The sequence below is a fragment of the Mycobacterium sp. ITM-2016-00316 genome (assembly GCF_002968335.2).
In the GTDB taxonomy this organism is placed as follows: domain Bacteria; phylum Actinomycetota; class Actinomycetes; order Mycobacteriales; family Mycobacteriaceae; genus Mycobacterium.
This window is the reverse complement of record NZ_CP134398.1, coordinates 17,984-40,289: the sequence shown is the minus strand read 5'-3', so window position 1 is coordinate 40,289 and position 22,306 is coordinate 17,984. Positions and strand designations below refer to the sequence as shown.

The 22,306-nt window shown below is 68.4% G+C and carries 19 protein-coding genes and 1 tRNA gene; 13 read left to right on the top strand and 7 right to left on the bottom strand.

What is annotated here, in order from left to right:
• Positions 1-23: 23 nt before the first annotated feature.
• On the bottom strand, positions 24-434 hold the full coding sequence (locus tag C6A86_RS00185) for a Fur family transcriptional regulator (protein ID WP_396835426.1): 411 nt from the start codon (positions 432-434) through the stop codon (positions 24-26).
• A 183-nt stretch (positions 435-617) separates the two neighbouring features.
• Between C6A86_RS00185 and C6A86_RS00180 the strand changes: the two genes are divergently transcribed.
• Positions 618-1,766, top strand: a complete 1,149-nt coding sequence (locus C6A86_RS00180; protein ID WP_105364724.1) for a S9 family peptidase — start codon at positions 618-620, stop codon at positions 1,764-1,766.
• On the opposite strand, the gene C6A86_RS00175 is transcribed toward C6A86_RS00180, so the two are convergent.
• The gene (locus C6A86_RS00175) at positions 1,763-2,437 is read right to left on the bottom strand and encodes an SIMPL domain-containing protein (RefSeq protein ID WP_105364711.1); all 675 of its coding nucleotides are present in this window, start codon (positions 2,435-2,437) and stop codon (positions 1,763-1,765) included. The two genes, C6A86_RS00180 and C6A86_RS00175, sit on opposite strands and share 4 nt — an antisense overlap.
• A gap of 72 nt (positions 2,438-2,509) precedes the next feature.
• Positions 2,510-4,936 carry an Ig-like domain-containing protein gene (locus tag C6A86_RS00170; RefSeq protein ID WP_142407032.1) on the bottom strand — a complete coding sequence of 809 codons (2,427 nt, stop codon included), beginning with the start codon at positions 4,934-4,936 and terminating at the stop codon, positions 2,510-2,512.
• A gap of 405 nt (positions 4,937-5,341) precedes the next feature.
• Between C6A86_RS00170 and C6A86_RS00165 the strand changes: the two genes are divergently transcribed.
• Positions 5,342-6,310: a diguanylate cyclase gene (locus tag C6A86_RS00165; RefSeq protein WP_233213117.1), complete on the top strand. Its 969-nt coding sequence runs from the start codon at positions 5,342-5,344 to the stop codon at positions 6,308-6,310.
• Positions 6,307-6,963: a GNAT family N-acetyltransferase gene (locus C6A86_RS00160; RefSeq protein WP_105364714.1), complete on the top strand. Its 657-nt coding sequence runs from the start codon at positions 6,307-6,309 to the stop codon at positions 6,961-6,963. The genes C6A86_RS00165 and C6A86_RS00160 overlap by 4 nt, the downstream gene beginning before the upstream one ends.
• A gap of 7 nt (positions 6,964-6,970) precedes the next feature.
• Here C6A86_RS00160 and C6A86_RS00155 read toward each other — a convergent pair whose 3' ends face one another.
• Entirely contained in the window at positions 6,971-7,807 is an 837-nt protein-coding gene (locus C6A86_RS00155; protein ID WP_105364715.1) for a PE-PPE domain-containing protein, read from the bottom strand.
• Positions 7,808-8,129: 322 nt separating this feature from the next.
• Here C6A86_RS00155 and C6A86_RS00150 point away from each other — a divergent pair, with 322 nt between their 5' ends.
• Both C6A86_RS00150 and C6A86_RS00145 read left to right on the top strand, forming a co-directional pair.
• Positions 8,130-9,803, top strand: a complete 1,674-nt coding sequence (locus tag C6A86_RS00150; protein ID WP_105364716.1) for an alpha/beta hydrolase — start codon at positions 8,130-8,132, stop codon at positions 9,801-9,803.
• A 140-nt stretch (positions 9,804-9,943) separates the two neighbouring features.
• Positions 9,944-10,432: a hypothetical protein gene (locus C6A86_RS00145; protein ID WP_233213118.1), complete on the top strand. Its 489-nt coding sequence runs from the start codon at positions 9,944-9,946 to the stop codon at positions 10,430-10,432.
• 75 nt (positions 10,433-10,507) lie between these two features.
• On the opposite strand, the gene C6A86_RS00140 is transcribed toward C6A86_RS00145, so the two are convergent.
• Both C6A86_RS00140 and C6A86_RS00135 read right to left on the bottom strand, forming a co-directional pair.
• Positions 10,508-11,323: an alpha/beta fold hydrolase gene (locus tag C6A86_RS00140; RefSeq protein ID WP_233213119.1), complete on the bottom strand. Its 816-nt coding sequence runs from the start codon at positions 11,321-11,323 to the stop codon at positions 10,508-10,510.
• Between the two features lie 4 nt (positions 11,324-11,327).
• Positions 11,328-11,846: a phenolic acid decarboxylase gene (locus tag C6A86_RS00135; RefSeq protein ID WP_304466024.1), complete on the bottom strand. Its 519-nt coding sequence runs from the start codon at positions 11,844-11,846 to the stop codon at positions 11,328-11,330.
• 47 nt (positions 11,847-11,893) lie between these two features.
• Between C6A86_RS00135 and C6A86_RS00130 the strand changes: the two genes are divergently transcribed.
• On the top strand, positions 11,894-12,373 hold the full coding sequence (locus C6A86_RS00130; protein ID WP_199196304.1) for a MarR family winged helix-turn-helix transcriptional regulator: 480 nt from the start codon (positions 11,894-11,896) through the stop codon (positions 12,371-12,373).
• 179 nt (positions 12,374-12,552) lie between these two features.
• On the opposite strand, the gene C6A86_RS00125 is transcribed toward C6A86_RS00130, so the two are convergent.
• Positions 12,553-12,635, bottom strand: a tRNA-Leu gene (locus tag C6A86_RS00125).
• A gap of 215 nt (positions 12,636-12,850) precedes the next feature.
• Here C6A86_RS00125 and C6A86_RS00120 point away from each other — a divergent pair.
• The 7 genes from C6A86_RS00120 to pknB all read left to right on the top strand — a co-directional run bounded on the left by C6A86_RS00120 (position 12,851) and on the right by pknB (position 22,284).
• Positions 12,851-14,254, top strand: coding sequence for an FhaA domain-containing protein (locus C6A86_RS00120; RefSeq protein WP_105364720.1), 1,404 nt, complete (start codon positions 12,851-12,853; stop codon positions 14,252-14,254).
• Between the two features lie 82 nt (positions 14,255-14,336).
• Positions 14,337-14,804: an FHA domain-containing protein gene (locus tag C6A86_RS00115; protein WP_067990749.1), complete on the top strand. Its 468-nt coding sequence runs from the start codon at positions 14,337-14,339 to the stop codon at positions 14,802-14,804.
• Positions 14,801-16,336, top strand: a complete 1,536-nt coding sequence (locus C6A86_RS00110) for a protein phosphatase 2C domain-containing protein (protein ID WP_311100980.1) — start codon at positions 14,801-14,803, stop codon at positions 16,334-16,336. The genes C6A86_RS00115 and C6A86_RS00110 overlap by 4 nt, the downstream gene beginning before the upstream one ends.
• The gene (locus C6A86_RS00105) at positions 16,333-17,754 is read left to right on the top strand and encodes an FtsW/RodA/SpoVE family cell cycle protein (RefSeq protein WP_105361420.1); all 1,422 of its coding nucleotides are present in this window, start codon (positions 16,333-16,335) and stop codon (positions 17,752-17,754) included. The genes C6A86_RS00110 and C6A86_RS00105 overlap by 4 nt, the downstream gene beginning before the upstream one ends.
• Positions 17,751-19,226: a D,D-transpeptidase PbpA gene (gene pbpA / locus C6A86_RS00100; RefSeq protein ID WP_168142507.1), complete on the top strand. Its 1,476-nt coding sequence runs from the start codon at positions 17,751-17,753 to the stop codon at positions 19,224-19,226. Before C6A86_RS00105 ends, pbpA begins: the two co-directional genes overlap by 4 nt.
• A complete protein-coding gene (locus tag C6A86_RS00095) occupies positions 19,223-20,416 on the top strand; it encodes a protein kinase domain-containing protein (RefSeq protein ID WP_105362610.1) in 1,194 nt (397 codons plus the stop codon). Before pbpA ends, C6A86_RS00095 begins: the two co-directional genes overlap by 4 nt.
• Positions 20,413-22,284, top strand: coding sequence for a Stk1 family PASTA domain-containing Ser/Thr kinase (gene pknB, locus C6A86_RS00090; RefSeq protein WP_105362611.1), 1,872 nt, complete (start codon positions 20,413-20,415; stop codon positions 22,282-22,284). Before C6A86_RS00095 ends, pknB begins: the two co-directional genes overlap by 4 nt.
• Positions 22,285-22,306 lie beyond the last annotated feature (22 nt).

Genomic DNA, 22,306 nt, shown 5'->3' with positions numbered 1-22,306 from the left:
CCGGGGCTGTCGGAACTCGTTGATTACTGCGAAACACTCTGCAAGGTAATGCACTCGGGGCACAGGCCCCAGTAGATGACCTCGGCTTCATCGATGGCGAACCCGAGATCATCGGAGGCGGTCAGACAAGGGGCTTCCCCGACCGCGCAGTCGACATCGGCGATGACCCCACACGACCGGCACACGACGTGATGGTGGTTGTCGCCGACACGTGACTCATAGCGAGCCACCGAACCGGACGGTTGAATGCGGCGCACCAGGCCGGCGGCAGTCAGCGCGTTGAGCGAGTCATAGACGGTCTGGTGCGACACCTCGGGCAATTCCGCGCGTACCGCGCGAATCACCGAATCCGTATCGGCGTGCGGATGCCGGGAGACGGCGCCGAGCACCGCCACCCGGGGGCGCGTCACGCGCAACGAGGCTCCTCGCAGCATCTGCTGGAAGTCCGCTGCCGTGTCCACTAGGCGAGTCTGTCCCCTTTTCTGGAATTAGTCAAGATAAATGGGGGGCGAGTTCGCGCGCCCGCCGGCGCCCCCGGGCGGCGCAGAACAGTCACCACGAGCCCGCCTAAGGTGTCGGGCATGGCCGGCCTGCGATGCGCTCTGCGCGCCACCCTGATGTTCATTCTCGCGATCGCTCTCACGGTGCCCGGTGTCGCGCACGCCGCCGCACCGAACTGGTCCGGGCTGGACGCCCGCTTCTTCGCCGGCCCGATCCCGGCGCCCGGCAATCTCATCGAAACCGTCCCGCTGGCACCGGAACTGTCCATCGCCGGTGCCGGCGCCGCCTACCGAATCCTCTACTCCACCACCGACCAGCACGATGCGCCGGCGGTGAGCACCGCTGCGGTGTTCGTCCCGCGCACGCCGGCGCCGCCGGGCGGCTACCCCGTGATCGCCTGGGCCCACGGCACGGTCGGTCTCGGCGACGACTGCACCCCTTCTGCGCTGCCGCGCACCCCGCGCGACGACGAGTACCTGTCGCACTGGCTCAACCAGGGGTACGTCATCGTGGCCAGCGACTACGCGGGCCTGGGCACCCCGGGTCTGATGAGCTACCTGAACAGCGTCACCACCGCACACGGTGTCATCGATTCGGTGATCGCCGCCCACCGGATGGACCTGGCGCTGTCCCCGAAGTGGGCCATCGTCGGCCAGTCCCAGGGCGGTGGCGCGGCGGTCGCCAGTGCCCGCTGGGCCACCGAGTTCAGCGCGGGCAGCGGTCTCGACTACCGCGGCGTTGTCGCGACCGGCACCCCGGCGAACATCCAGAAGTTCGTCGCGCAGGCCGGGCCCGATCTGCAGCTGCCCGAGCTGGGGCCGGTGGCCAACGCCTACACGGCCTACATCATCGCGGCGCTGCGGGAGGCGCGGCCCGATCTGGATGTCAACAGCGTGCTGTCCCCGGCCGGCCTGAACGCGGCCGCCCGCGCCGAGACGGTGTGCGTCCACCCGCTCACCGACGAACTCGCCCAACTCAGCCCGGCCGCCATGTTCTCGGCACCGCTGATTTCGATCCCGGGGGTCGAGGACGCGCTGAACGCTTTCATGGGCACGCCGGTGTCGGGCTATGACCGGCCGATGTTCCTCGGGGTGGGCCTGCTCGACCGGGATGTGCCACCGGCTTCCACGCTGGCTTTCTACGACCAGCTGGTGGCCAACAACCAGAACGTCGAACTGCGCATCTACCCGGAGGAGGATCACAGCGGGACGGTGCTGGCCTCGCTGGTCGACTCGACCCCGTTCCTGCGCAACGCGTTCGGTTAGGTCTCCCCGGCCAGGAACCGGGCGTCGACGGTCGCGGACACCTCGATGTCCTCGGGCAGCAGTTCGACGTCGCCGCCACCGGCCGGACTCGCCGCGGCCCGCAGGAAGGTGCCACCCTGGCCACCTTCCGGATGGAGTTGGGCGGCAAGCATTCCGGCGTCCGCGATGGCCACCGGCCGCACCGTGCCGAGCTCGAGCGCATCCGCGTACTGTTGCGCCCGCGCCGCCGCATCGCGCACGGCGCGGGTGCGCGCGTCGGTGACCAGTGCATCCCGCCGGGCGGCGGTGAGCGCCCAGATCACCTGGGCCACCCGGAACCCTCCCGTTCCGGCAACGTGCTCGCCCACCCACCGCGACAGCGCGGCAAAGTCACGGAACTTCACCTCTACTCCCACGCTGGCGTGGTGCACCATCGGCAGCTGTTTGCCGTCCTTGTGCCAGGGCCGCCGCGACCAGGTACGCAGTTGTTCGGCCGACCACCACGTGACCGGCGCCGGTTCGGCGCTCTGCAACCGGCTGATCGAGTCCTTCACCACGGCGAGATCGTGGGCCACCCGGTCATAAACCGTGCCCATGTCGGGGCCTTCGTAGGTGATCGCGGCCTTGACGGTCCCCCGCTCGGGGGGCTGGAAGGCGGAGAATGTCCCGCGCACCGTGATCTCGGTCGGCATCTTCGAAGCCTAGCCACCACAGCCGAACGGGCAGGCCCGACCTACAAAGGTCGAGCCTGCCCGTGAGCACTGTCAGAAGGGGCCCTTCGGGCTCACCGGCACCGTGATGATGGCGGTGGAGCTGGAGATTCCGTTGGACACCGTCACCGTGAAGGCATCGCTCAGATTGCCGCCGGCAGCCCACGAAGCCAACCGCGCCGCGGACGTGGGCGTGAAGGTGAAGTCTCCGTTGGCACTCACCGTGTAGCTGCCCTGGATCCCGCCCAGGGTCAGGGTGAACGTCAGCGGCAGCCCGTTCGGGTCCGTCGACACGAGCTTGCCGGTGACCCGACCATTGCTGGTGTTGACCTGCTGATTGGTCTTGGTCGGCGTGCTCGGTGGCGCCGGGTTCGGTGCGATCGGCACGGTGATCGTCGCGATGCTGCTGCTGCCGGCAGCGTTGGTGGCCACCACCGTGAAGACGTCCGGAGTGGTGACGCCGGCCGATGCCAGCGTCCGGGCGGCGGCCGACGGTGTGTATGTGTAGGTACCGGTGGCTTCGTCGAAATTGAGCGTGCCCGCGATGGTCGAGGTGAGCACGTCGTAGGTGACCCCCGCACCGAGCGGATCGGTGGACGAGACGCTGCCGGTGACCACCCCGGTGACCGCATTGGTGCTCTGCGCTCCGCCGACCGGCGTGCCGGGTTTCGCATTGGCCGCGGTGATGGGGACGGTGATGATCGCCGGGGAGCTGGTGAAGGTCCCGTTGGTGGCCACCACCGTGAACACATCCGACACACTGCCTAGACCCGCACCGGCCAGCGCCATCGCCAGCGCCGACGGCTGATAGGTGTACTCACCGGTGCTGTTGTCGAAATTCAGCGTGCCACCCAGCGTCCCTGTCAGCACCGAGTAGGTCACCGTCTGGCCGGTCGGATCGGTGGAACCCACCTGGCCGGTAACCTGACCGGTGGTGTTGTTGGTGTTCTGCGACAACGACACTGGTGCGCTCGGGGTGGCATTGCCTGCGGTGATCGGCACCGTGATGAGTCCGGGCAGGCTCGTCAGCGAACCGTTCTTGGCGACCACCGTGAAGACATCGGAGACCGGGCCGATGCCGAGGGCGGCCAGCGCCATCGCCAGCGCCGACGGCTGATAGGTGTACTCGCCCGTCGCATTGTCGAACGTCAGCTGGCCACCCAGCGTCGACGTGAGCACCTGATAGGTCAGTGTGTGTCCGGCGGGACCGGTCGAACCGACCTGCCCCGTCACCAGTCCGGTGGTGGTGTTGGTGCTTTGCGACACGGTCGCCGGAATACCCGGGGTACCGGCGGTCGTCGCCCCGATCGGCACCGTGACCAGTGCGTAGTTGGACGCGATGCCATTGGACACGGTCACGGTGAAGATGTCGCTGAGGGGCGCGATGATGGCCGCGAGTCGCGCCGCTTCCGATGGGGTGTAGCTGAAGGCTCCGTTGGCGCCCAGCGTGACCTCACCGAGCAGCGGGTCGATGGCCAGCGTGTAGGTGAGCGCCAGGCCGGACGGGTTGTCGGCGGTGAGGAATCCGGTGACGGTCCCGGTTTCCGGGTCGGGCTCGGTCGGTGTGGCAATGACACCGGACGGCGGTGCCACGCCCCATTCGGTCTGCAGCTGGCGGAACCACGTCCAGGCGGCGGCAAGGCCCACATCCAGTTGCGGCAGTGGTGAATTGGTGTTGACGCCGAACAGGTTCAGGATGCCGCCGACGAACTTCAGCACCGGAATGGCGATCGCCTTCGGAACGGGCGCGGGCTCGGCCGCCGCGGCCACATTGGAGGAGACCGGGTTGGCCCCGGCCAACAAGGTCGCCGCGTATGTGGTGACCGTGGGCGACGAGCTCACCTCGGGCGCGGCGGCGGTGGTGTCCGCCTCTGGAGAGCCTGCTCCCGCCGGGGTGCCGACATCGGCCGCGATGCCGACCTTGGGTGCCTCGACGATCTCATTCGCCGCCGACGCCGCCGTAAGTCGGTTCTGCAGAACAGACTTCACGCCGCGCACGTGGATGCCGCCGGTGTTCTTCTTGGTGGTGCCGGCTTCTTCTTCGGCGCCGATACCCGCATCGATGCCGGTATCGGCGTCGTCCTCGTCCGAGTCTGCGGATTCGTTGGTCGTCTGTGGCCCGGCGCTGGGCGCATCGTTCGACGACGGCGCCGGGTTGTCCGGCGAATTCTGGCCGGCCGACGTGGACGACTGGCTGGTGGTCGACGTCGAGCCACCATCGGCGTAGGCAACTCCGGTGCCGCTGGCCAGGGCAGCGCCCAGGCCCAGGGTCACCGCGCTGGCCCCCAGCCAGGCGTACGGCTCCGGCCGGTTGCGCTTGACGCGGTGGCTGCCGCGTCGTCCGTTGCCGCCGGACCGATTCGTCTTGGTGCCCTTCGGCAACCGGTGCCCACCTGCCATCGATGTTCTCCACTTCGTTTCGTTGCAGATATGCCCTATAACCGTGACGAACATCACCGCGAGCTGGATATTTACGGTCACGTTAGCGAGAATCCGCAATTCTGTCAGTCTTTGCCACATATGTCGGACGATCGACGGACACGTGTTAGAACTGCCGATTCACGCCACGATCACCGTTGCTGAGACGGGCATGGAAAAGAACTGACGCCGTCATCTGCGTCTTCATTGTTTGCCGGCCCATCGGCTCTCCGCTGCCGGCGAAACTTTGCCAGCACCCGTCGGGCGGCGCCGACATCGAGCACCGGCCTGCCGTCGCCTGTGCCAGATAGGCCGACGGCCCGTCCGGCGAATCGCCGGTGGCGGGGCGCCTGTGACCTGACAGGCGTGAGGCGGCCGTTCCTTCCGGTGCATTGCTCATCTCGCTCCACGATTCGGTAGGAATGTGCAGAATGGTTTGCTGATCGACGCGGGGGACGGGGTGGGGGTGTGCCGGTTCTGACTACGGTGCTGCGTCGCCGGATGCTGCTGATCTATCTGACAACTGGGCTGGTGCTGTACGTCCTGGCGATCGTGAGCGCGTTCGGCAGACCAGATGTCTGGGGAGAATGGGTTTCCGCGGCGGTGAGCGCGGTGGGGTTGGTCGCGGCGGTGCCCCGACAACTGTGCGGCTGGCGGTACACGGTGGCCTTGGTGTGCGCGTGTATCGCACCGCTGGCCGCGGTGCTGGGTCACCACGAACCTGCCGCGCAGGTGTGGGCCCTGATCCCGTTGATCCTGATCGCCGTGTTCATCCGGAGCTGGCACCGGCCGACGACCGCGCGGCTGGTGGGCGCGCTGCTCGCCGCGGGGGTCATGGTGGGCATGTGGATTGCCCCGGCACCGGTTCCGGCGCTGTGGTTCCTGCTGTTCCCGGTCTGCATCGTGGGCGCCGCAGAGGTGCTGGGATTGCTGCACGGGGCGTTGATCGAGGCCGCCCTGCGTGATCCGCTGACATCGGTGTGGAATCGCGCGGGGTTGAACCGGGAGCTCGACGCTCTGCTTCCACGCGCGCGGCGGCAGGCAGAATCGCTGGGTGTCATCGTGCTCGACATCGACGATTTCAAATCCGTGAACGACCGCGACGGTCACGCCGCCGGTGACACCGTGCTCATTGCGCTGGCCCGACGCTGGACCCGGCAACTACCGGCAGCCGCCCTCATCGGCCGCCTCGGCGGCGACGAGTTCGTCGCCATCATCGCCGGATACGACGAGAGCCAGGCCCGCGCGCTCGCCGATACGCTCAGCGGCGACGGTCCGGTACACGTCAGCACCGGCATCGCGGTCGGACCCGCCTACGAGCCGGGTTCGTTTGCCAGGATGCTCACCGAAGCGGACCGGGATCTGTACCGGCGCAAGAACGCTCGCAAGAGCGTTACCGCCGATGATGCTCCACCGGCTGCGGATTCGTCGTCATGAGCACTGCCACAGCACAGTTCGCGTTGCGGATCGACATCGGCGGCGCCGAGATGGCTGCGCCGACGGATGCCCAACTCGCCGAACTCGCCAGGCACGCCGCGACTCCCGGAGCGGTGCTGCCCGTCGGTCAGACGCACTTCGTCAAGTGGATCGACGGCCGGACACCACCGGAGATCGAACGCCAACGCATCGCCCGCGTGCAATCGAATCGCGACCTGACCACGAGGCCGGGATGGACCCTCGACCTGGCGGTCCTGGTCGAGGGCGCACCCGTAGGCCTGCAGAGCGTGTCGGGATTCGAGCAGTGGCCGAAACAGCGCACCGTCGGCACCACGTCGTGGTTGATCGCCCCGTTCCAGGGCCGGGGCTTGGGCACCCGCGCGCGGGCCGCCGTGCTGGAACTCGCTTTCCGGCACCTGGACGCCGACGCGGCGAAATCCTGGGTGCTCGAGGAGAACATCAGCAGCGCGCGGGTCTCGACCGCGCTCGGCTATCAGTTGGTCGACAGCCATGTCCTGGTCGAGGACGGCCGCGAGCTCACCGAGCACGTCTACGAGCTACGGCGCCGGGACTGGCTGGGCTCGGCGGCGCGCCGCCGGTACGAACCGGTCATCACCGGCGCCGATGCTCTGGTCCGGGTGCTGAGCCGCTGAACGACTTTCACGTCGCGGGGATCGGCAGGGTCCCCATCGGCCGGTTGTACGCCGATTCCACGATGGGACGCAGACGCGCATCATCGCCGATCTTCTGGCTGTTGGGTGTCCACTGCTGGGTCACCATCGGCAGGAAATAGGTGGCCGGCGCTCCCAGAATGTAGGTGGCGTTGCCCTCGACGAAGGTCTTGTCGGCGGGATCGTTGAGGCCGATCTTGCTGTAGTCATTGTGGACCGGTTTGAGTTCGCCCTTGCCCCCGACCAGGCTGGCGGCGCTGCGGTTCTTCTTCGCGTCGGCGTTGCTCAGGTCGTTCGGGCAGTCGGCAAAGTAGTCATATTGGCGCGCAATCACTTTCACGGTGTACGGGGTGTCGTCCGGAAACCCGTTCCCGCCGTAGGCGGCCACACAGCCGCTCCCCGGGACGTTGGCGCAACCGTTGTACTTGCTCTCCAGGTCACCGGTCATCACAAACGTCACCGTCGCCGGGTCAACATCGCTGGTCGGGCCGTAGCGGCGCAACCACGCATCGGCAACCTGGGCACCCTGGCTGTGCCCGGCCACGATCTTGGTACCCGGGATCGAGTGCAGCATCTCGTTGAGCTTGTCGGCACCCTTGTTGGTGTTGGTGGCGCCGGGAAAGTTGTTGTAGGGCACCTTCACCACCTCGTTGGGGGCGGCAAAAAGCTCGCCGCGCAGCCAGTTCCCGTCGAGCGGGCCGAATGCCGGCGCCAACGTGAGCACCGTGGCACCGCCCGGGCCCGGAGCGGCCGCCGCCGGGATCGGCGCCGAGATGGCCGCGCTCATGCCGAACAACAATGCCACCGCGACGTGCAGAATCTTCATCCGTGTTCTCCCCCTTGCCGAAACGGCATCTGCTGGACAGCTCCCCGCATTCGATGGTGCGGTGCGCGACCCTTGAAGCCCAAGCGCCGTGTCGCGAATAGCGAAGAGTTGGTACGGATTCGAGACCTGCCATTTCGATCCCGGCCGGCACTGTGCCGAAAATTGCCGCACAGGCCACGGCGCGCCGCGCAGTAGTCTGGACCGACACGGGTTGTTGGACGGGGGGATGCTATGCCGCAGCCTTTGCACAGTGTCACCGATGGCCGGGCGGGCCCACGGGCGCGTCGATGACGACGCGGCGGCCCGGTGACGGTGCCCGCTGGTGAGCGTTTCTGTCGAAGAGATCGACCGCTGGGACGCCGGCGACGTGCGTGAGGTGTTCCACGCGACGCGCAGCCGGGCCGAGGCGGCCCGTGAAGCCGCCGACGGAATCGCCGAACTGCCGGCCTTCGGCTCGTGGGGCGGCGAAGCCTCCGTGGCCGCCAAGGACGCCCTCGGGCGCACCCGCCTCGACCTCGACGCACACGGCAACGAGTCACTGGCCGTGGCCGCCGCGGCCGGCACGGCCGCCGACGACATCGAGCACGTCAAATCCCGGTTGTCGCAGCTGCGCGACGAGGCCGACCGGTTGGGCATGATCGTCGATCCCGTCGCGAACACGATCGAGCCGGGTCCGGGCGCGGCCGGGGCGGGTCCGATGGAGATCACGCTCAAGCAGATGCAGCTACAGCCGGGGCTCGATGCCGTCGTCGCCGAGGCCGCCCGGATCGATCAGGAGCTGGCGCGGGCGATCAACATGGCCATCGGCGAATCACCGATCCCGGATGCGCCGCACGATAGTCGACCCGAGATCCAGGAGGCGCTGGGTAAGCCGCTGCCCGAGGATCCGCAGCAGTTCAACGACCTCTGGGACCAACTGACCCCCGAGCAGAAAGACTGGTTCTATGAGCGCGACCACAGCATCGGCAATCATCCGGGGATGCCGTTCGCGGACAAGAACATCTACAACCGCCGCCATCTCGACGAACTGATGCAGACCACCCAGGGCAACATCGATCACATGCAGTCACGCTTCGATGATCTGGCCCGGCGGGTCTACATGGGCGACCACAGCGCGGCCACCGGCAACGAGCTGGCAGCGCTGGGTCCGCAGCTGGCCGCGGCACGCCATCACATGGACGGGTACACGGCCGTCAACGGTGTGTTGGAGGGCAGCCACGGCGCGCCGCGGCTACTGGCGATGATCGACGATCACGGCCATGCCGCGGTGTCGATCGGCAACCCGGACACCGCCAGTCACACAGCAACTTTCGTGCCCGGAACCGGCCAGGATCTCGGGGCGTTCCAGGGCAGTGATCGCAAGTCCGAGGAGATGTTCACTGCGGCCCTGCGTGCCAATCCTGCGTTGTCCTCGCACGACGTGGCCGTGACGACGTGGATGGGCTATGACCGACCGATGAACCTCGGCGCGGCCGCCTTCCCGGGCCGTGCCGAAGCCGGCGGCACCGGACTGGACTCCTTCATCGACGGCATGCACGCCTCGCACACGGGTGCGGTGCCGGCGGTCGACACCGTCATCGGCCACAGCTACGGATCCACATTGGTCGGCGGTGCGGCCACCGGCGGCAACCACCTGGCCGCCGACAACGTCATCGCCGTCGGCAGCCCCGGCATGCTCACCGACCACGCGAGCAATCTGAGCCTGGCCGAAGGTGCCAAGGTCTACTCGATGACCGCCCGCAACGACATCATCAGCTGGGCCACCGATACCACCCTCGGTGCCGACCCGTTCGCCACCGACTTCGGTGCGACCCGCCTGCTGTCAGATCCCGGCACCAGCTGGGACCCCACCGAGATCATCGGCAGCGTCGGCGCCCACAGCAGCTACTGGGACAGCCAGTCCAATCCCGCGCTGCAGAACATGGGCGCGATCATCGCCGGTCTGCCACCCGCGCAGATCGTGACACCGGACGGAGGGGTCACACCCGGATCATGACGACAACGACTGCGCTGATGCACCGCACCCTCGCGCCGCTCGCCTGCCTCGCGGTGGTCCTGGCGCTATCCGGATGTGGTGAAGCCGGGAATCTCGGGCCCCCCAGCCCCACCGGTGCGACCGATATTGGAGGACCACACATGTCCACACCTACCGGCGAGGAGCCGCAAGAAATTTCACCTGAGAGCCAGCAGCAGGTGCAAGACACCCTGCTCGGCTACATCACACGCACCCTGCAGGCCCTGGCTCCGGGCTATGCACTCGATGCCACCCGCTTCGGGGGAACAGGAAGCGGGATCATCGGCTGTGACGACAATGCGACCGGCCCCGACGCCCCGGTGCGGCTCACCGTCACCGGCGATCTGACGATCCCGCCGGGGGTCGACAACGTCGCCGTCTCCGAAGCGTTCGGGGACGTCTGGCGCAGCTGGGGCTGGCGGGTGTACACCGACGACCGGTTCCGCCAACCCAATCGGTTCGGGGTCAGCCCGGACGGCTACCGGCTCAGCACCGAGCAACCCGCCGTGGCCGGGTACCCGCCGAGTTTCATTGCGTCCTCACCGTGTTTCCCCGGACACCTGGCCGACGACGACTACTCGTTCCCTGTCGTCATCGACGCCGACAGCTGACTGAGAGCCTTCTTTCGGGAATTGCGCTGGCGCACTGAGGCGTGCTCCACACCTCGTACGGAGGTCTACTGCCGCTCAGGGGAGCCGGCGAGGGACGGCGCTTGTGTCGGATCCACGTGGCCGAAGCTGGGGGCCGCCGTGCCCGGTCGCGTCGATGATGGTCCGCGCACACAGTGCAGGATCGTCGATCATCGGGACGTGGCCCACGCCGCGGAGCATGACGAAGTGCGCGTGCGGAATTCGTTCGCGTGCGGTCACGCCGTTCACCTCGGGCGGGAAGATTCGGTCGCCGTCCGCCCAGGCGATGGTCATCGGGCACGTCTGACCCAACGGTTCCACCTGTTCGGTGGTGCCCAGTAGGTCGTCGGCGGCGTCGCACCCGAGTAGGTCGCGCATCGACTCGACGGCCTGGCGGCGGGTGAGGCGGTCGGCACGTTCGGCGACGAAGCGCATCGCCAACCGACGAACCAGCGGCACTCCCAGTGCGGCCGGAGCGACGAATCGCGTTGCAGCGGACAGCTTTCGGGTGTGTCGGAGCATGTTGGTGGCGTGGGTTTCGTCGCGCTCGCCTGCGGTCCAGAAGCCGGCGGGAGAGAATGCGCACACCGATCGGGCGCGTCCGCGACGCGCGAGTTCGACGGCGATCCACCCGCCCATGGAGTTACCGGCCACGTGCACGGTGGCCAGCCCGCGCTCGTCGAGCAGCGCCTCGGTCGCGTCGACGAGGGCGCTGATCGTTGGCCGTCCCTGAAGCGGTGGCCCGCCGCGGTGACCGGCGGCGGTGGGAACGATCAGGTCGAAGCGGTCGTCGAGCAGGGGCGCGACGGCGTCCCATGCGGCGGCTGACATCGTCACACCGTGCAGCAGCAGGAGCGGGGGCTTCTCGGTCACGACGTCAGTTCCGCCGGTCGGCGAAGCCTGGCGGCAGGTCGGCCGGCGCCGCCGCGACGATCGCCTCGTCATCGAGTCCGACGTACTCGAACAGGGTGATGTCGGCGAACTCGGGGACGACGTAGATCGGGTAGGTGGGACCTGCATCGCGGTAGGCCCGCATCTCGTCGAGGTGCTCGTTCTGAAACAGCACCGTCTTGGACCCGTCGAGGCGGATCCACTCGGGGAAAAAGATGGTGCCGTGCAGCCGCCTCAGCGCAGGCATGACGTTGACGACGACGCTCGTCCCGGTGGGCTCGGTCCACGAGATCTTGTAAACCTCGGGTGCGAGGGTGACGAGGTCGACGGTCTGGTCTCGCACCCACCGGCCGTCGACGTGGCCGGTGTGGATCCGGTAGTCGATGGTGGTGGCGTTCTTGACGTACATCTCGTACTGCCATCCGTTGGCGTAGGTATAGATAAAACGGTGTCCCACCAGGCCAGGAACGTCCGCATCGTGGTCGCTGTCGGTAGTGTCGTCGATGCCCACGATTTTCAGTTTAAGACAAACTAGGTTTGTTAGGAACATAATTGCCGAACGCCTCGGGCCACGACGTGGCCGCCGCGCTATCCCGCACGCTTGGCCCGCTGCGCCGCGCTGTGCTGCGCACCACCCGGCTGGCCGAGGACCTGCCCGACCTCCCGGAGGCCCACATCGAAGTGCTGCGCACCGTGGCGGAAAGCCCGGGGATCGCACCGCCGGCAATCGCCGAGCAACTCAGACTCGCCCGGCCGACGGTCAGCAACCTCATGAAGACGATGCAACGGGCGCACCTGATCAACCTGACCCGCGACGTCGATGACGCGCGACGCGTTCACGTCACCGCCACCGCGGCGGCCTTGGAGCTTCTGCGCCGCTACGACGGCGCGAGTGCAGCGATCCTGCATGCGGCTATGGACGAGCTGAGCGCTGACGAACAACGAGCTGTCGCCGCCGCGGTGCCCGCTTTGGCGAAGCTGCGGTCGATCCTCGCCGCGTCCGGCCATCGGCGGCCGCCCATAGATACCTAGGCACGTCGCGGGGTGTTGCTGGCTGGCCCCGCCGTCACCCCGCGGGTGTCACGTCCTCGCCGGAACCTTGATCGACGAGCCGGATCCACATCAATCCGACCAACCCCACCAAACACAAAGGTCACGAACCATTTCTGGTTCGTGACCTTTGTCGTCGCAGTTCGTAGAACTGCTCTTTGTGGGCGAAGGGGGACTTGAACCCCCACGTCCCGAAGGACACTGGCACCTGAAGCCAGCGCGTCTGCCATTCCGCCACTCGCCCGAATGACCGCGCAACCGTATCACTAGAGCCCTTTTCCGCCCAAACCACCAGAACTCGAAAGAGCGCACCCCGCTGACCTGGCGTGATCCGATTCTCAGAGATCTGTTGGTCACGCAATCGCGTGATGGGCCGATAACATGCGTGTGAGCAGTGTGGCCAGAGCGACACGCGGCGCGGGGACCGACAACAGCACGACTAATGAACGAGGCGGTGAGATGGGTCTGGCAGACCGTATCGAGCGACGCCTCGAATCGACCGTCGGTGACGCCTTTGCCCGGGTCTTCGGCGGGTCGATCGTCCCGCAGGAGGTCGAGGCGCTGTTGCGCCGCGAGGCCGAGGCCCGATCTCGCGCCGTCGCCGGCGGCCGTATTTTGGCCCCCAACGATTACGTCATTACCCTCAGTGAGGCTGATTACCAGAAGGTGAGCGCCGACCCCGACCGGACATCGACCACATTTGCCCGTCACCTGGAGGGTTTCATCCATGACCAGGGATGGCAAACGTATGGTGATGTGGTCGTCAGGTTTGAGCCATCGCCGAGCCTGCACACCGGACAGTTCCGCGCCCGTGGAGCGGTCAACCCAGACTCGACCACCCACGAACCCGCACCAGCAGAACGAGACCGCGCGTCCACCGCAGAACCAGGAGCACCAGCGATGACCGACAACCCGAGCTACCGCGGCCAGGGACAGGGTCGGCCCGGCGACGACCAGTACGACGACCGGTACCGCCAGCCTGAAGAGGCCCGCGGCGGCTACCCGCAGGAGCAGGGTGGCTACCCCGACCAGGGCGCCTACCAGCCGCGTCCCCCCGCTGGATACCCCGAGCAGGGCGGTTACCCGGACCAGGGCTACCCGCCGCCGTCCTACGATCAGCGCCCGCCCGCCGGTGAGCAGCGCCCGCCCGCCGGATACGGCCAGCCGCCGGCCGGGTACCCGGACCAGGGCTACCGCCAGCAGCCGCCGCCGGCCGGATATGGCCAGCCGCCGGCAGCGCCGCCGCCGGGATACGGCGACTACGACTACGGCCGCCCCCCGGCGCGCCAGGACGAGGGCTACGGCCGTCCGCCCGCACCGCCGGCTCCCGGTTACCCCGATCAGGGCGGCTACCCGGACCAGGGCGGCTACCCCGATCAGGGCGGCTACGGCGGCCAGCAGTACGGTCGCGCCGACTACGCGGCACCGCCGGCACCGGCAGCACCCGATTACGGCCGCTACGGCGAGCCCCCCGCCCAGGGCGGGTACCCCGATCAGGGTTACGGCGAGCCCGCCGGATACGACTACGGTGCCCAGCCTGCAGCACCCGCCGGGTACGGCGCCGGCTACGGCGCCGCGGCGGCCGTGACCCTGCAGCTCGACGACGGCAGTGGCCGCACCTACCAGCTGCGTGAAGGCGCCAACGTGATCGGCCGCGGCCAGGACGCCCAGTTCCGGCTGCCCGACACCGGTGTGTCCCGCCGTCACCTGGAGATCCGCTGGGACGGCCAGGTCGCGCTGCTCTCGGATCTGAACTCCACCAACGGCACCACGGTCAACAATGCGCCGGTGCAGGAGTGGCAGCTCGCCGACGGTGACGTGATCCGGCTGGGCCACTCCGAGATCATCGTCCGGGTCCACTGAGCGCCGATCAGCAACGGCCCTTTACGCCTCCCAGTATCGTGACGGCGGAACTCGCACGGAACCGGGACGGAGAGGACGTCGGATGCAGGGGCTAGTACTGCAGCTGACGCGCGTCGGATTCCTGCTGCTGCTGTGGCTGTTCATCTGGTCGGTGCTGCGCATCCTGCGCACCGATATCTATGCCCCCACCGGTGCCGTCATGGTGCGCCGCGGACTGGCGCTGCGCGGCTCGCTGCTGCCCAAGGGCGAACGCCGGCACATCGCCCGGCATCTGGTGGTCACCGAAGGCGCGCTGGCCGGTACCCGCATCACGCTGGGCAGCCAGCCGGTGCTGATGGGCCGTGCCGATGACTCGACCCTGGTGCTCACCGACGATTACGCGTCGACACGGCACGCCAGGCTGTCACCGCGGGGGTCGGAATGGTACGTGGAGGACCTAGGATCGACCAACGGCACATACCTTGACAGGGCGAAGGTGACTACGGCGGTAAGGGTTCCGATGGGAACGCCGGTACGAATCGGCAAGACAGTGATCGAGTTGCGCCCGTGACACTGGTGCTCAGATATGCAGCACGCAGCGACCGGGGTCTGGTGCGCGCCAACAACGAGGACTCGGTCTACGCCGGTGCCCGGCTGCTGGCTCTGGCCGACGGTATGGGCGGCCACGCCGCCGGTGAGGTGGCCTCCCAACTGGTCATCGCCGCGCTCGCCCATCTCGATGACGACGAGCCCGGCGGGGACCTGCTCAACAAGCTCAATGTGGCGGTACACGAGGGCAACTCGGCCATCGCCGCCCACGTGGAGGCCGACCCCGAGCTCGAGGGCATGGGCACCACGTTGACCGCCATCCTGTTCACCGGTGGCCGGCTCGGGCTGGTGCACATCGGCGACTCCCGCGGCTACCTCATGCGCGACGGTGAGCTGACCCAGATCACCAAGGACGACACCTTCGTCCAAACCCTGGTCGACGAGGGTCGCATCACCGCCGAGGAGGCGCACAGCCACCCGCAGCGCTCGCTGATCATGAAGGCCCTGACCGGGCACGAGGTCGAGCCGGCGCTGATCATGCGCGAGGCCAAGGTCGGCGATCGCTACCTGCTCTGTTCGGACGGTCTGTCCGACCCGGTCAGCCACGACACCATCGCCGAGGCACTGCAGATCCCCGATGTGGTCGACGCCGCCGACCGGTTGATCGAACTCGCGCTACGCGGCGGTGGCCCCGACAACGTCACCGTGGTGGTCGCCGACGTCGTGGACTACGACTACGGCCAGACCCAGCCGATCCTGGCCGGAGCCGTCTCCGGTGTGGATGACGACACCATCCCGCCGAATACCGCCGCGGGCCGCGCCTCGGCGTTCAACCCGAAACGTAACCAGCCCAAAAGGGTTGTCACACAACCCGAGGAGCAACGACCGCCCCGCTCCAAACGCCGGATGCTGATCGCCGCAGTGGTGGTCCTGCTGGTGGTGGTGGCGGGGCTGACCATCGCCCGCGAGATCATTCGCAACAACTACTACGTCAGCGAGCAGGACGACACCGTGGCGATCATGCGCGGTGTGCAGACCTCGTTTCTGGGTCTTTCCCTGCAGGAGCCCTTTCTGGTCGGCTGCCTGAATGCCCGAAACGAGTTGTCGCTGATCAGCTTCAACCAGTCCAAGGAGCCGCTGGACTGCCAGGTGCTGCGCCTGCAGGACATCCGCGAGTCCGAGCGCGCCCAGGTCGCCGCCGGCCTGCCCTCCGGTTCGCTCGATGACGCGATCCGCCAGATCAACGAACTGTCCCGGACGTCGCTGCTGCCCATCTGCGCGCTGCCGACCCGGACGCCGACCACCACCACCCCGAGCCCCACCCGGCCGCCTGCCACAACTCCCCCGCCGCCCGCCTCGGGCACCCCGCGCCCGGCCACCCCGCCGCCCGCGACATCGGCTGCGCCTGCGCCCGCCACACCCGCGCCGGCGACCCCGACCACCGCCACCGCCACCGCCACCGCGCCGCCGCCGCGTCCCAGCCCCTCCCCGACCGTTACGGCTCTGCCCCCACCACCGCCGGAGCCGGGCACCAACTGCCGGACGGCGTCATGACCTCGTCGACCCAGCCACAGTCACCGGTCTCGGTCACCCCTCCCCTGCCCAATCGGCGCAATTCCGAACTGGCCCTGCTGATTTTCGCCGCGGTGATCACCACCGTGGCGTTGCTCATCGTGGAGGCCAATCAGGAGCAGGGCCTGGACTGGGACCTGGCCCAGTACACCCTGGGCTACCTCGCGCTGTTCGGGGCCGCCCACCTGGCGATCCGCCGCTACGCGCCCTACGCCGATCCGCTGCTGCTGCCGGTGGTGGCACTGCTCAACGGCTTGGGGCTGGTCATGATCCACCGCCTCGACCTCGCCCAACGCGAGCTGAGCCTGGACAACGTCGGCGGCAACGCCGACCAGCAGATGCTGTGGACGCTGGTCGGCGTGTCGGCCTTCTGCGCCGTCCTGGCGCTGCTGCGCGACCATCGGATGCTGGCCCGCTACGGCTACACCTGCGGACTGATCGGCTTTGTGCTGCTTGTCATTCCGGCTCTGCTGCCGGCCCGGTTCTCCGAGCAGAACGGCGCCAAGATCTGGATCCGCTTCGAGGGCTTCTCCATCCAGCCCGCCGAGTTCTCCAAGATCCTGCTGCTGATCTTCTTCGCCGCGGTGCTGGTGTCCAAGCGCGAACTGTTCACCAACGCCGGCAAGCACGTCCTCGGTGTCGACCTGCCGCGCCCGCGTGATCTGGCCCCGCTGCTGGTGGCCTGGATCGCCTCGGTCGGTGTGATGGTGTTCGAAAAGGACTTGGGCACTTCACTTCTGCTCTACGGGTCGTTCCTGGTGCTGCTGTACGTGGCCACCGATCGGCTGTCCTGGGTGGTCATCGGGCTGGCCTTGTTCGCCGCGGGCAGCGTGGTGGCCTATCAGCTGTTCGGACATGTCCGGGTACGGGTGCAGAACTGGCTGGACCCGTTCGCCGATCCCGACGGCGCCGGCTACCAGATGGTGCAATCGCTGTTCAGCTTCGCCACCGGTGGCATTTTCGGCACCGGCCTCGGCAACGGCCAACCGGGCACCGTACCCGCGGCTTCCACCGACTTCATCATCGCCGCCATCGGCGAGGAACTCGGATTGGTCGGTCTCGCAGGCGTTCTCATGCTCTACACGATCCTGATCATCCGGGGCCTGCGCACCGCGCTCGCGGTCCGGGACAGCTTCGGCAAGCTGCTGGCAGCCGGGTTGGCCTCCACGCTGGCCATCCAGCTGTTCATCGTCGTCGGCGGTGTCACCAAGCTGATCCCGCTCACCGGGCTCACCACGCCGTGGATGTCCTATGGCGGCTCGTCGCTGCTGGCCAACTACGTGCTGCTGGCCATCCTGGTGCGCATCTCGCACGCGGCCCGCCGACCGATCGACACCGCCCGGGCACCCAACCCGGCGCCGATCGCCGCCGCCTCCACCGAAGTGATCGGCCGCGTATGAACGACTCGCTGCGCCGGCTCTCGGTCGTCTTCATGGCACTTGTGGTCCTGCTGCTGGCCAACGCCACCCTCACCCAGGTGTTCACCGCCGACGGGTACCGCGCCGACCCACGCAACCAGCGGGTGCTGCTCGACGAGTATTCGCGTCAGCGCGGCCAGATCACCGCGGGCGGCCAACTGCTGGCCTACTCGGTGTCCACCGACGGCCGGTTCCGTTTCCTGCGCGTCTACCCCAACCCGCAGACCTACGCCCCGGTCACCGGGTTCTACTCGCTGGGCTACTCCAGCAGCGGCCTCGAGCGGGCCGAGGACCCCGTGCTCAACGGCTCCGACGAGCGGCTCTTCGGCAAGCGATTGGCCGATTTCTTCACCGGCCGGGACCCGCGCGGCGGCACCGTGGACACCACGGTGCGCCCCGACGTGCAAGAAGCCGCCTGGGACGCGATGGCCGAGGGCTGCGACGGACCCTGCAAGGGCGCCGTGGTGGCGCTCGAGCCCGCCACCGGCAAGATCCTGGCGATGGTGTCCTCGCCGTCCTATGACCCGAACAAGCTGGCCAGCCACGACGGCGCCGTGCAGACCGCCACCTGGGACCAGCTGCGCGACGACCCGAACGCGCCGCTGGTCAACCGCGCGATCGCCGAGACCTACCCGCCGGGCTCCACGTTCAAGGTCATCACCACCGCCGCCGCACTGCAGTCCGGCAGCACCCCGGACACCCAGCTGACCTCGGCCGCGCGCATCCCGCTGCCCGACAGCACCGCGACGCTGGAGAACTATGGCGGCTCGGCCTGCGGCGGCGGGCCGACCGCATCGCTGCGCGAGGCCTTCGCCCGGTCCTGCAACACCGCCTTCGTCGAGCTCGGGCTCGACACCGGCGCTGACAAGCTGAAGTCCACCGCTGCGGCGTTCGGACTGGATTCGCCGCCGGCGCCCATCCCGCTGCAGGTCGCCGAGTCCACCGTCGGCCCGATCAGCGACGGCGCGGCGCTGGGCATGTCCAGCATCGGGCAGCGCGATGTCGCGGTGACCCCGCTGCAGAACGCCATGGTGGCGGCGACCATCGCCAACGACGGCGTCACCATGACGCCCTATCTGGTCGATACCCTCAAAGGACCGGACCTGTCCAATATCGCCACCACTGCCCCCACCGAGCAGCGACGCGCGGTGTCACCGCAGGTCGCAGCTACACTTACCGATCTGATGGTCGGCGCCGAGCAGGTGACGCAGCAGAAGGGAGCCATCGCCGGCGTGCAGATCGCATCCAAAACGGGCACCGCCGAGCACGGCACGGATCCCCGCAACACCCCGCCCCACGCCTGGTACATCGCGTTCGCCCCGGCGCAAGCCCCGAAGGTGGCCATCGCGGTACTCGTGGAGAATGGCGGAGACCGATTGTCCGCCACCGGCGGCGCAGTGGCCGCCCCGATCGGGCGGGCCACCATCGCCGCCGCACTCCGGGAGGCATCATGACGGCCCGGGTGGGAGTAACGCTGTCGGGCCGCTACCGGCTGCAGCGTCTCATCGCCACCGGCGGGATGGGGCAGGTGTGGGAAGGACTCGACACCCGCCTCGGCCGCCAGGTCGCGATCAAGGTTCTCAAGGCCGAGTTCTCCGAGGACTCCGAGTTCGTGGAGCGGTTCCGTGCCGAGGCGCGCACCGTCGCCATGCTCAATCACCCCGGCATCGCCAGCGTCTACGACTACGGCGAGACCGAGATCGAAGCCGGCGAGGGCCGCACCGCCTACCTGGTGATGGAACTGGTCAACGGCGAACCGCTGAACTCCGTCATCAAGCGCACCGGACGGCTGTCGCTGCGCCACGCGTTGGACATGCTGGAGCAGACCGGCCGCGCCCTGCAGGTCGCGCACACCGCCGGCCTGGTGCACCGCGACGTCAAACCCGGAAACATCCTGATCACCCCGACCGGCCAGGTGAAGCTCACCGACTTCGGTATCGCCAAGGCCGTGGACGCCGCACCGGTCACCCAGACCGGCATGGTGATGGGCACCGCGCAGTACATCGCTCCCGAACAGGCCCTCGGCCGCGACGCCACCGCCGCCTCCGATGTGTACTCGCTGGGCGTCGTCGGCTACGAATCCGTGTCGGGCAAGCGGCCGTTCACCGGCGACGGCGCCCTGACCGTGGCGATGAAGCACATCAAGGAGACCCCGCCGCCGCTACCGCCGGATCTGCCGCCCAACGTGCGTGAGCTCATCGAGATCACGCTGGCCAAGGAGCCCAACCACCGCTACCGGTCGGGGGGCCCGTTCTCCGACGCCGTCGCCGCAGTCCGCGCCGGCCGCCGGCCACCGCGGCCGAACTCCGCTCCGACGATCGGTCGGGCCGCCCCGGCGGCCATCCCCTCGGTCACCCAGGCCCGCGCCGCAGCGGCCGCAGAGTACCGGCCCCCGCCGACGGCATCGCGCCCGCGGGCGACCACCGGGAACCACCGTCCGCCGCCCCCGCGCCGGACGTTCTCACCCGGACAGCGCGCCCTGCTGTGGGCCGCCGGGGTGCTCGGTGCGCTGGCGATCATCATCGCCGTGCTGATCGTCGTCAACGCGCAGGACAAGCGCGACCGTCCTGTCCAGCAGGAAACGTCCACCAGCACCACCGTGATCGGCGTGCCGCCCGAGCCGCCCCCGAGTGAGACGCCATGACCACCCCCCAGCACCTGTCGGACCGGTACGAACTCGGCGAGATCCTCGGCTTCGGCGGGATGTCGGAGGTCCACATCGCCCGCGACGTCCGGCTCCACCGTGACGTCGCGGTCAAGGTGCTGCGTGCCGATCTGGCCCGCGATCCGAGCTTCTATCTCCGCTTCCGGCGCGAGGCGCAGAACGCCGCGGCGCTGAATCACCCGGCCATCGTTGCCGTCTACGACACCGGCGAGGCCGATACCCCCAACGGGCCGCTGCCCTACATCGTGATGGAGTACGTGGACGGTGTGACGCTGCGCGACATCGTGCACACCGAGGGCCCGATGGAGCCCAAGCGGGCCATCGAGATCATCGCCGACGCCTGCCAGGCACTGAACTTCAGCCACCAGCACGGCATCATCCACCGCGACGTCAAGCCGGCCAACATCATGATCAGCAAGGCCGGCGCGGTGAAGGTGATGGACTTCGGGATCGCCCGTGCGTTGGCCGACAGCGGCAACAGCGTCACCCAGACCGCGGCCGTCATCGGCACCGCGCAGTACCTGTCCCCCGAACAGGCCCGCGGCGAGTCCGTCGACGCCCGCTCCGACGTGTACTCGCTGGGCTGCGTCCTCTACGAAATCCTCACCGGCGAACCACCTTTCGTCGGTGACTCCCCCGTCGCGGTGGCCTACCAGCACGTCCGCGAGGACCCGGTGCCGCCGTCGACCCGGCACGCCGGCCTGTCCCCCGGCCTGGACGCCGTGGTGCTCAAGGCACTGTCGAAGAACCCGGAGAACCGGTACCAGAGCGCCGCCGAGATGCGCACCGACCTGATCCGGGTGCACAGCGGCGAGGCGCCCGAGGCGCCGAAGATCTTCACCGATGCCGAGCGCACCAACATCTTGACCAGCACCGGTCCGCATGCCCGCGCGCTGCCCACCGAGCACATCCCGGCCACCGGCTACGCCCAGTCCTCGGGCAACGGTTCGATCGGACGCTGGCTCATCGCCGTGGCCGTGCTGGCCGTGCTGACCGTCGTGGTGACCATCGCCATCAACACGTTGGGCGGCAGTCCGCGCGATGTGCAGGTCCCCGATGTGACCGGGCAGCTCTCCGCGGATGCCATCGCCGCCCTGCAGAACCGCGGGTTCGCCACCCGCACCTCGTTGCAGACGGACAACACCGTTGCCCCGGGCCGCGTGATCAGCACCGACCCGGCCGCCGACACCGCGGTCGCCGCCGGCGAGGAGATCACCATCAACGTCTCCGGCGGCCCGGAACAGCGCGCGGTGCCCGACGTGCGCGGACTCTCGCTGGCCGAGGCGACCCGCAAGCTGCTCGACGCCGGTTTCGGCCGGGTGCAGCCCTCGGAATCGGAGTCCACACCGGAGCTCAAGGGCAAGGTGCTGGGCACCAACCCGCCGGCCAACGCGACCTCGGCCATCACCAACGTCATCACCGTCATCGTCGGGACCGGTCCCGGCAGCGTGGTGGTTCCCGATTGCGTGGGGCAGTCCGTCGACACCTGCCGGCAGATCCTGGAGGCCTCCGGCTTCCCGAATTCGGTCCCCGTCGAGGTGGATGACACCGCACCGGCCGGCCAGGTCGTGGGCCTGAATCCACCCGCCGGTCAGCCTGCCCCCAAGGATGCCGTGGTGCAGATGCAGGTGTCGCGCGGCAACCAGTTCGTGATGCCCAACCTGTCCGGCCAGTTCTGGGTGGACGCCGAGCCGAATCTGCGCGCACTGGGGTGGACCGGGGTGCTCATCAAGGGCGCCAACGTCGACAACAGTGGCCAGCGAACCAACGCGGTGGTGACCCAGAGTCCGGCCCCGGGCGCCGGGGTGGGCTACCGGGACTCGATCACGATCAATTTCGCGTCCTAGCAGCCCCGCAATGTCACGCTGA

Excerpts from the sequence above, each read along its gene's own strand:
- C6A86_RS00185 (WP_396835426.1), bottom strand. The coding sequence starts at position 434 with ATGCTGCGAGGAGCCTCGTTGCGCGTGACGCGCCCCCGGGTGGCGGTG.
- C6A86_RS00180 (WP_105364724.1), top strand. The coding sequence starts at position 618 with ATGTTCATTCTCGCGATCGCTCTCACGGTGCCCGGTGTCGCGCACGCC.
- C6A86_RS00175 (WP_105364711.1), bottom strand. The coding sequence starts at position 2,437 with ATGCCGACCGAGATCACGGTGCGCGGGACATTCTCCGCCTTCCAGCCC.
- C6A86_RS00160 (WP_105364714.1), top strand. The coding sequence starts at position 6,307 with ATGAGCACTGCCACAGCACAGTTCGCGTTGCGGATCGACATCGGCGGC.
- C6A86_RS00155 (WP_105364715.1), bottom strand. The coding sequence starts at position 7,807 with ATGAAGATTCTGCACGTCGCGGTGGCATTGTTGTTCGGCATGAGCGCG.
- C6A86_RS00145 (WP_233213118.1), top strand. The coding sequence starts at position 9,944 with ATGTCCACACCTACCGGCGAGGAGCCGCAAGAAATTTCACCTGAGAGC.
- C6A86_RS00120 (WP_105364720.1), top strand. The coding sequence starts at position 12,851 with ATGGGTCTGGCAGACCGTATCGAGCGACGCCTCGAATCGACCGTCGGT.
- C6A86_RS00115 (WP_067990749.1), top strand. The coding sequence starts at position 14,337 with ATGCAGGGGCTAGTACTGCAGCTGACGCGCGTCGGATTCCTGCTGCTG.
- C6A86_RS00105 (WP_105361420.1), top strand. The coding sequence starts at position 16,333 with ATGACCTCGTCGACCCAGCCACAGTCACCGGTCTCGGTCACCCCTCCC.
- pbpA (WP_168142507.1), top strand. The coding sequence starts at position 17,751 with ATGAACGACTCGCTGCGCCGGCTCTCGGTCGTCTTCATGGCACTTGTG.
- C6A86_RS00095 (WP_105362610.1), top strand. The coding sequence starts at position 19,223 with ATGACGGCCCGGGTGGGAGTAACGCTGTCGGGCCGCTACCGGCTGCAG.
- pknB (WP_105362611.1), top strand. The coding sequence starts at position 20,413 with ATGACCACCCCCCAGCACCTGTCGGACCGGTACGAACTCGGCGAGATC.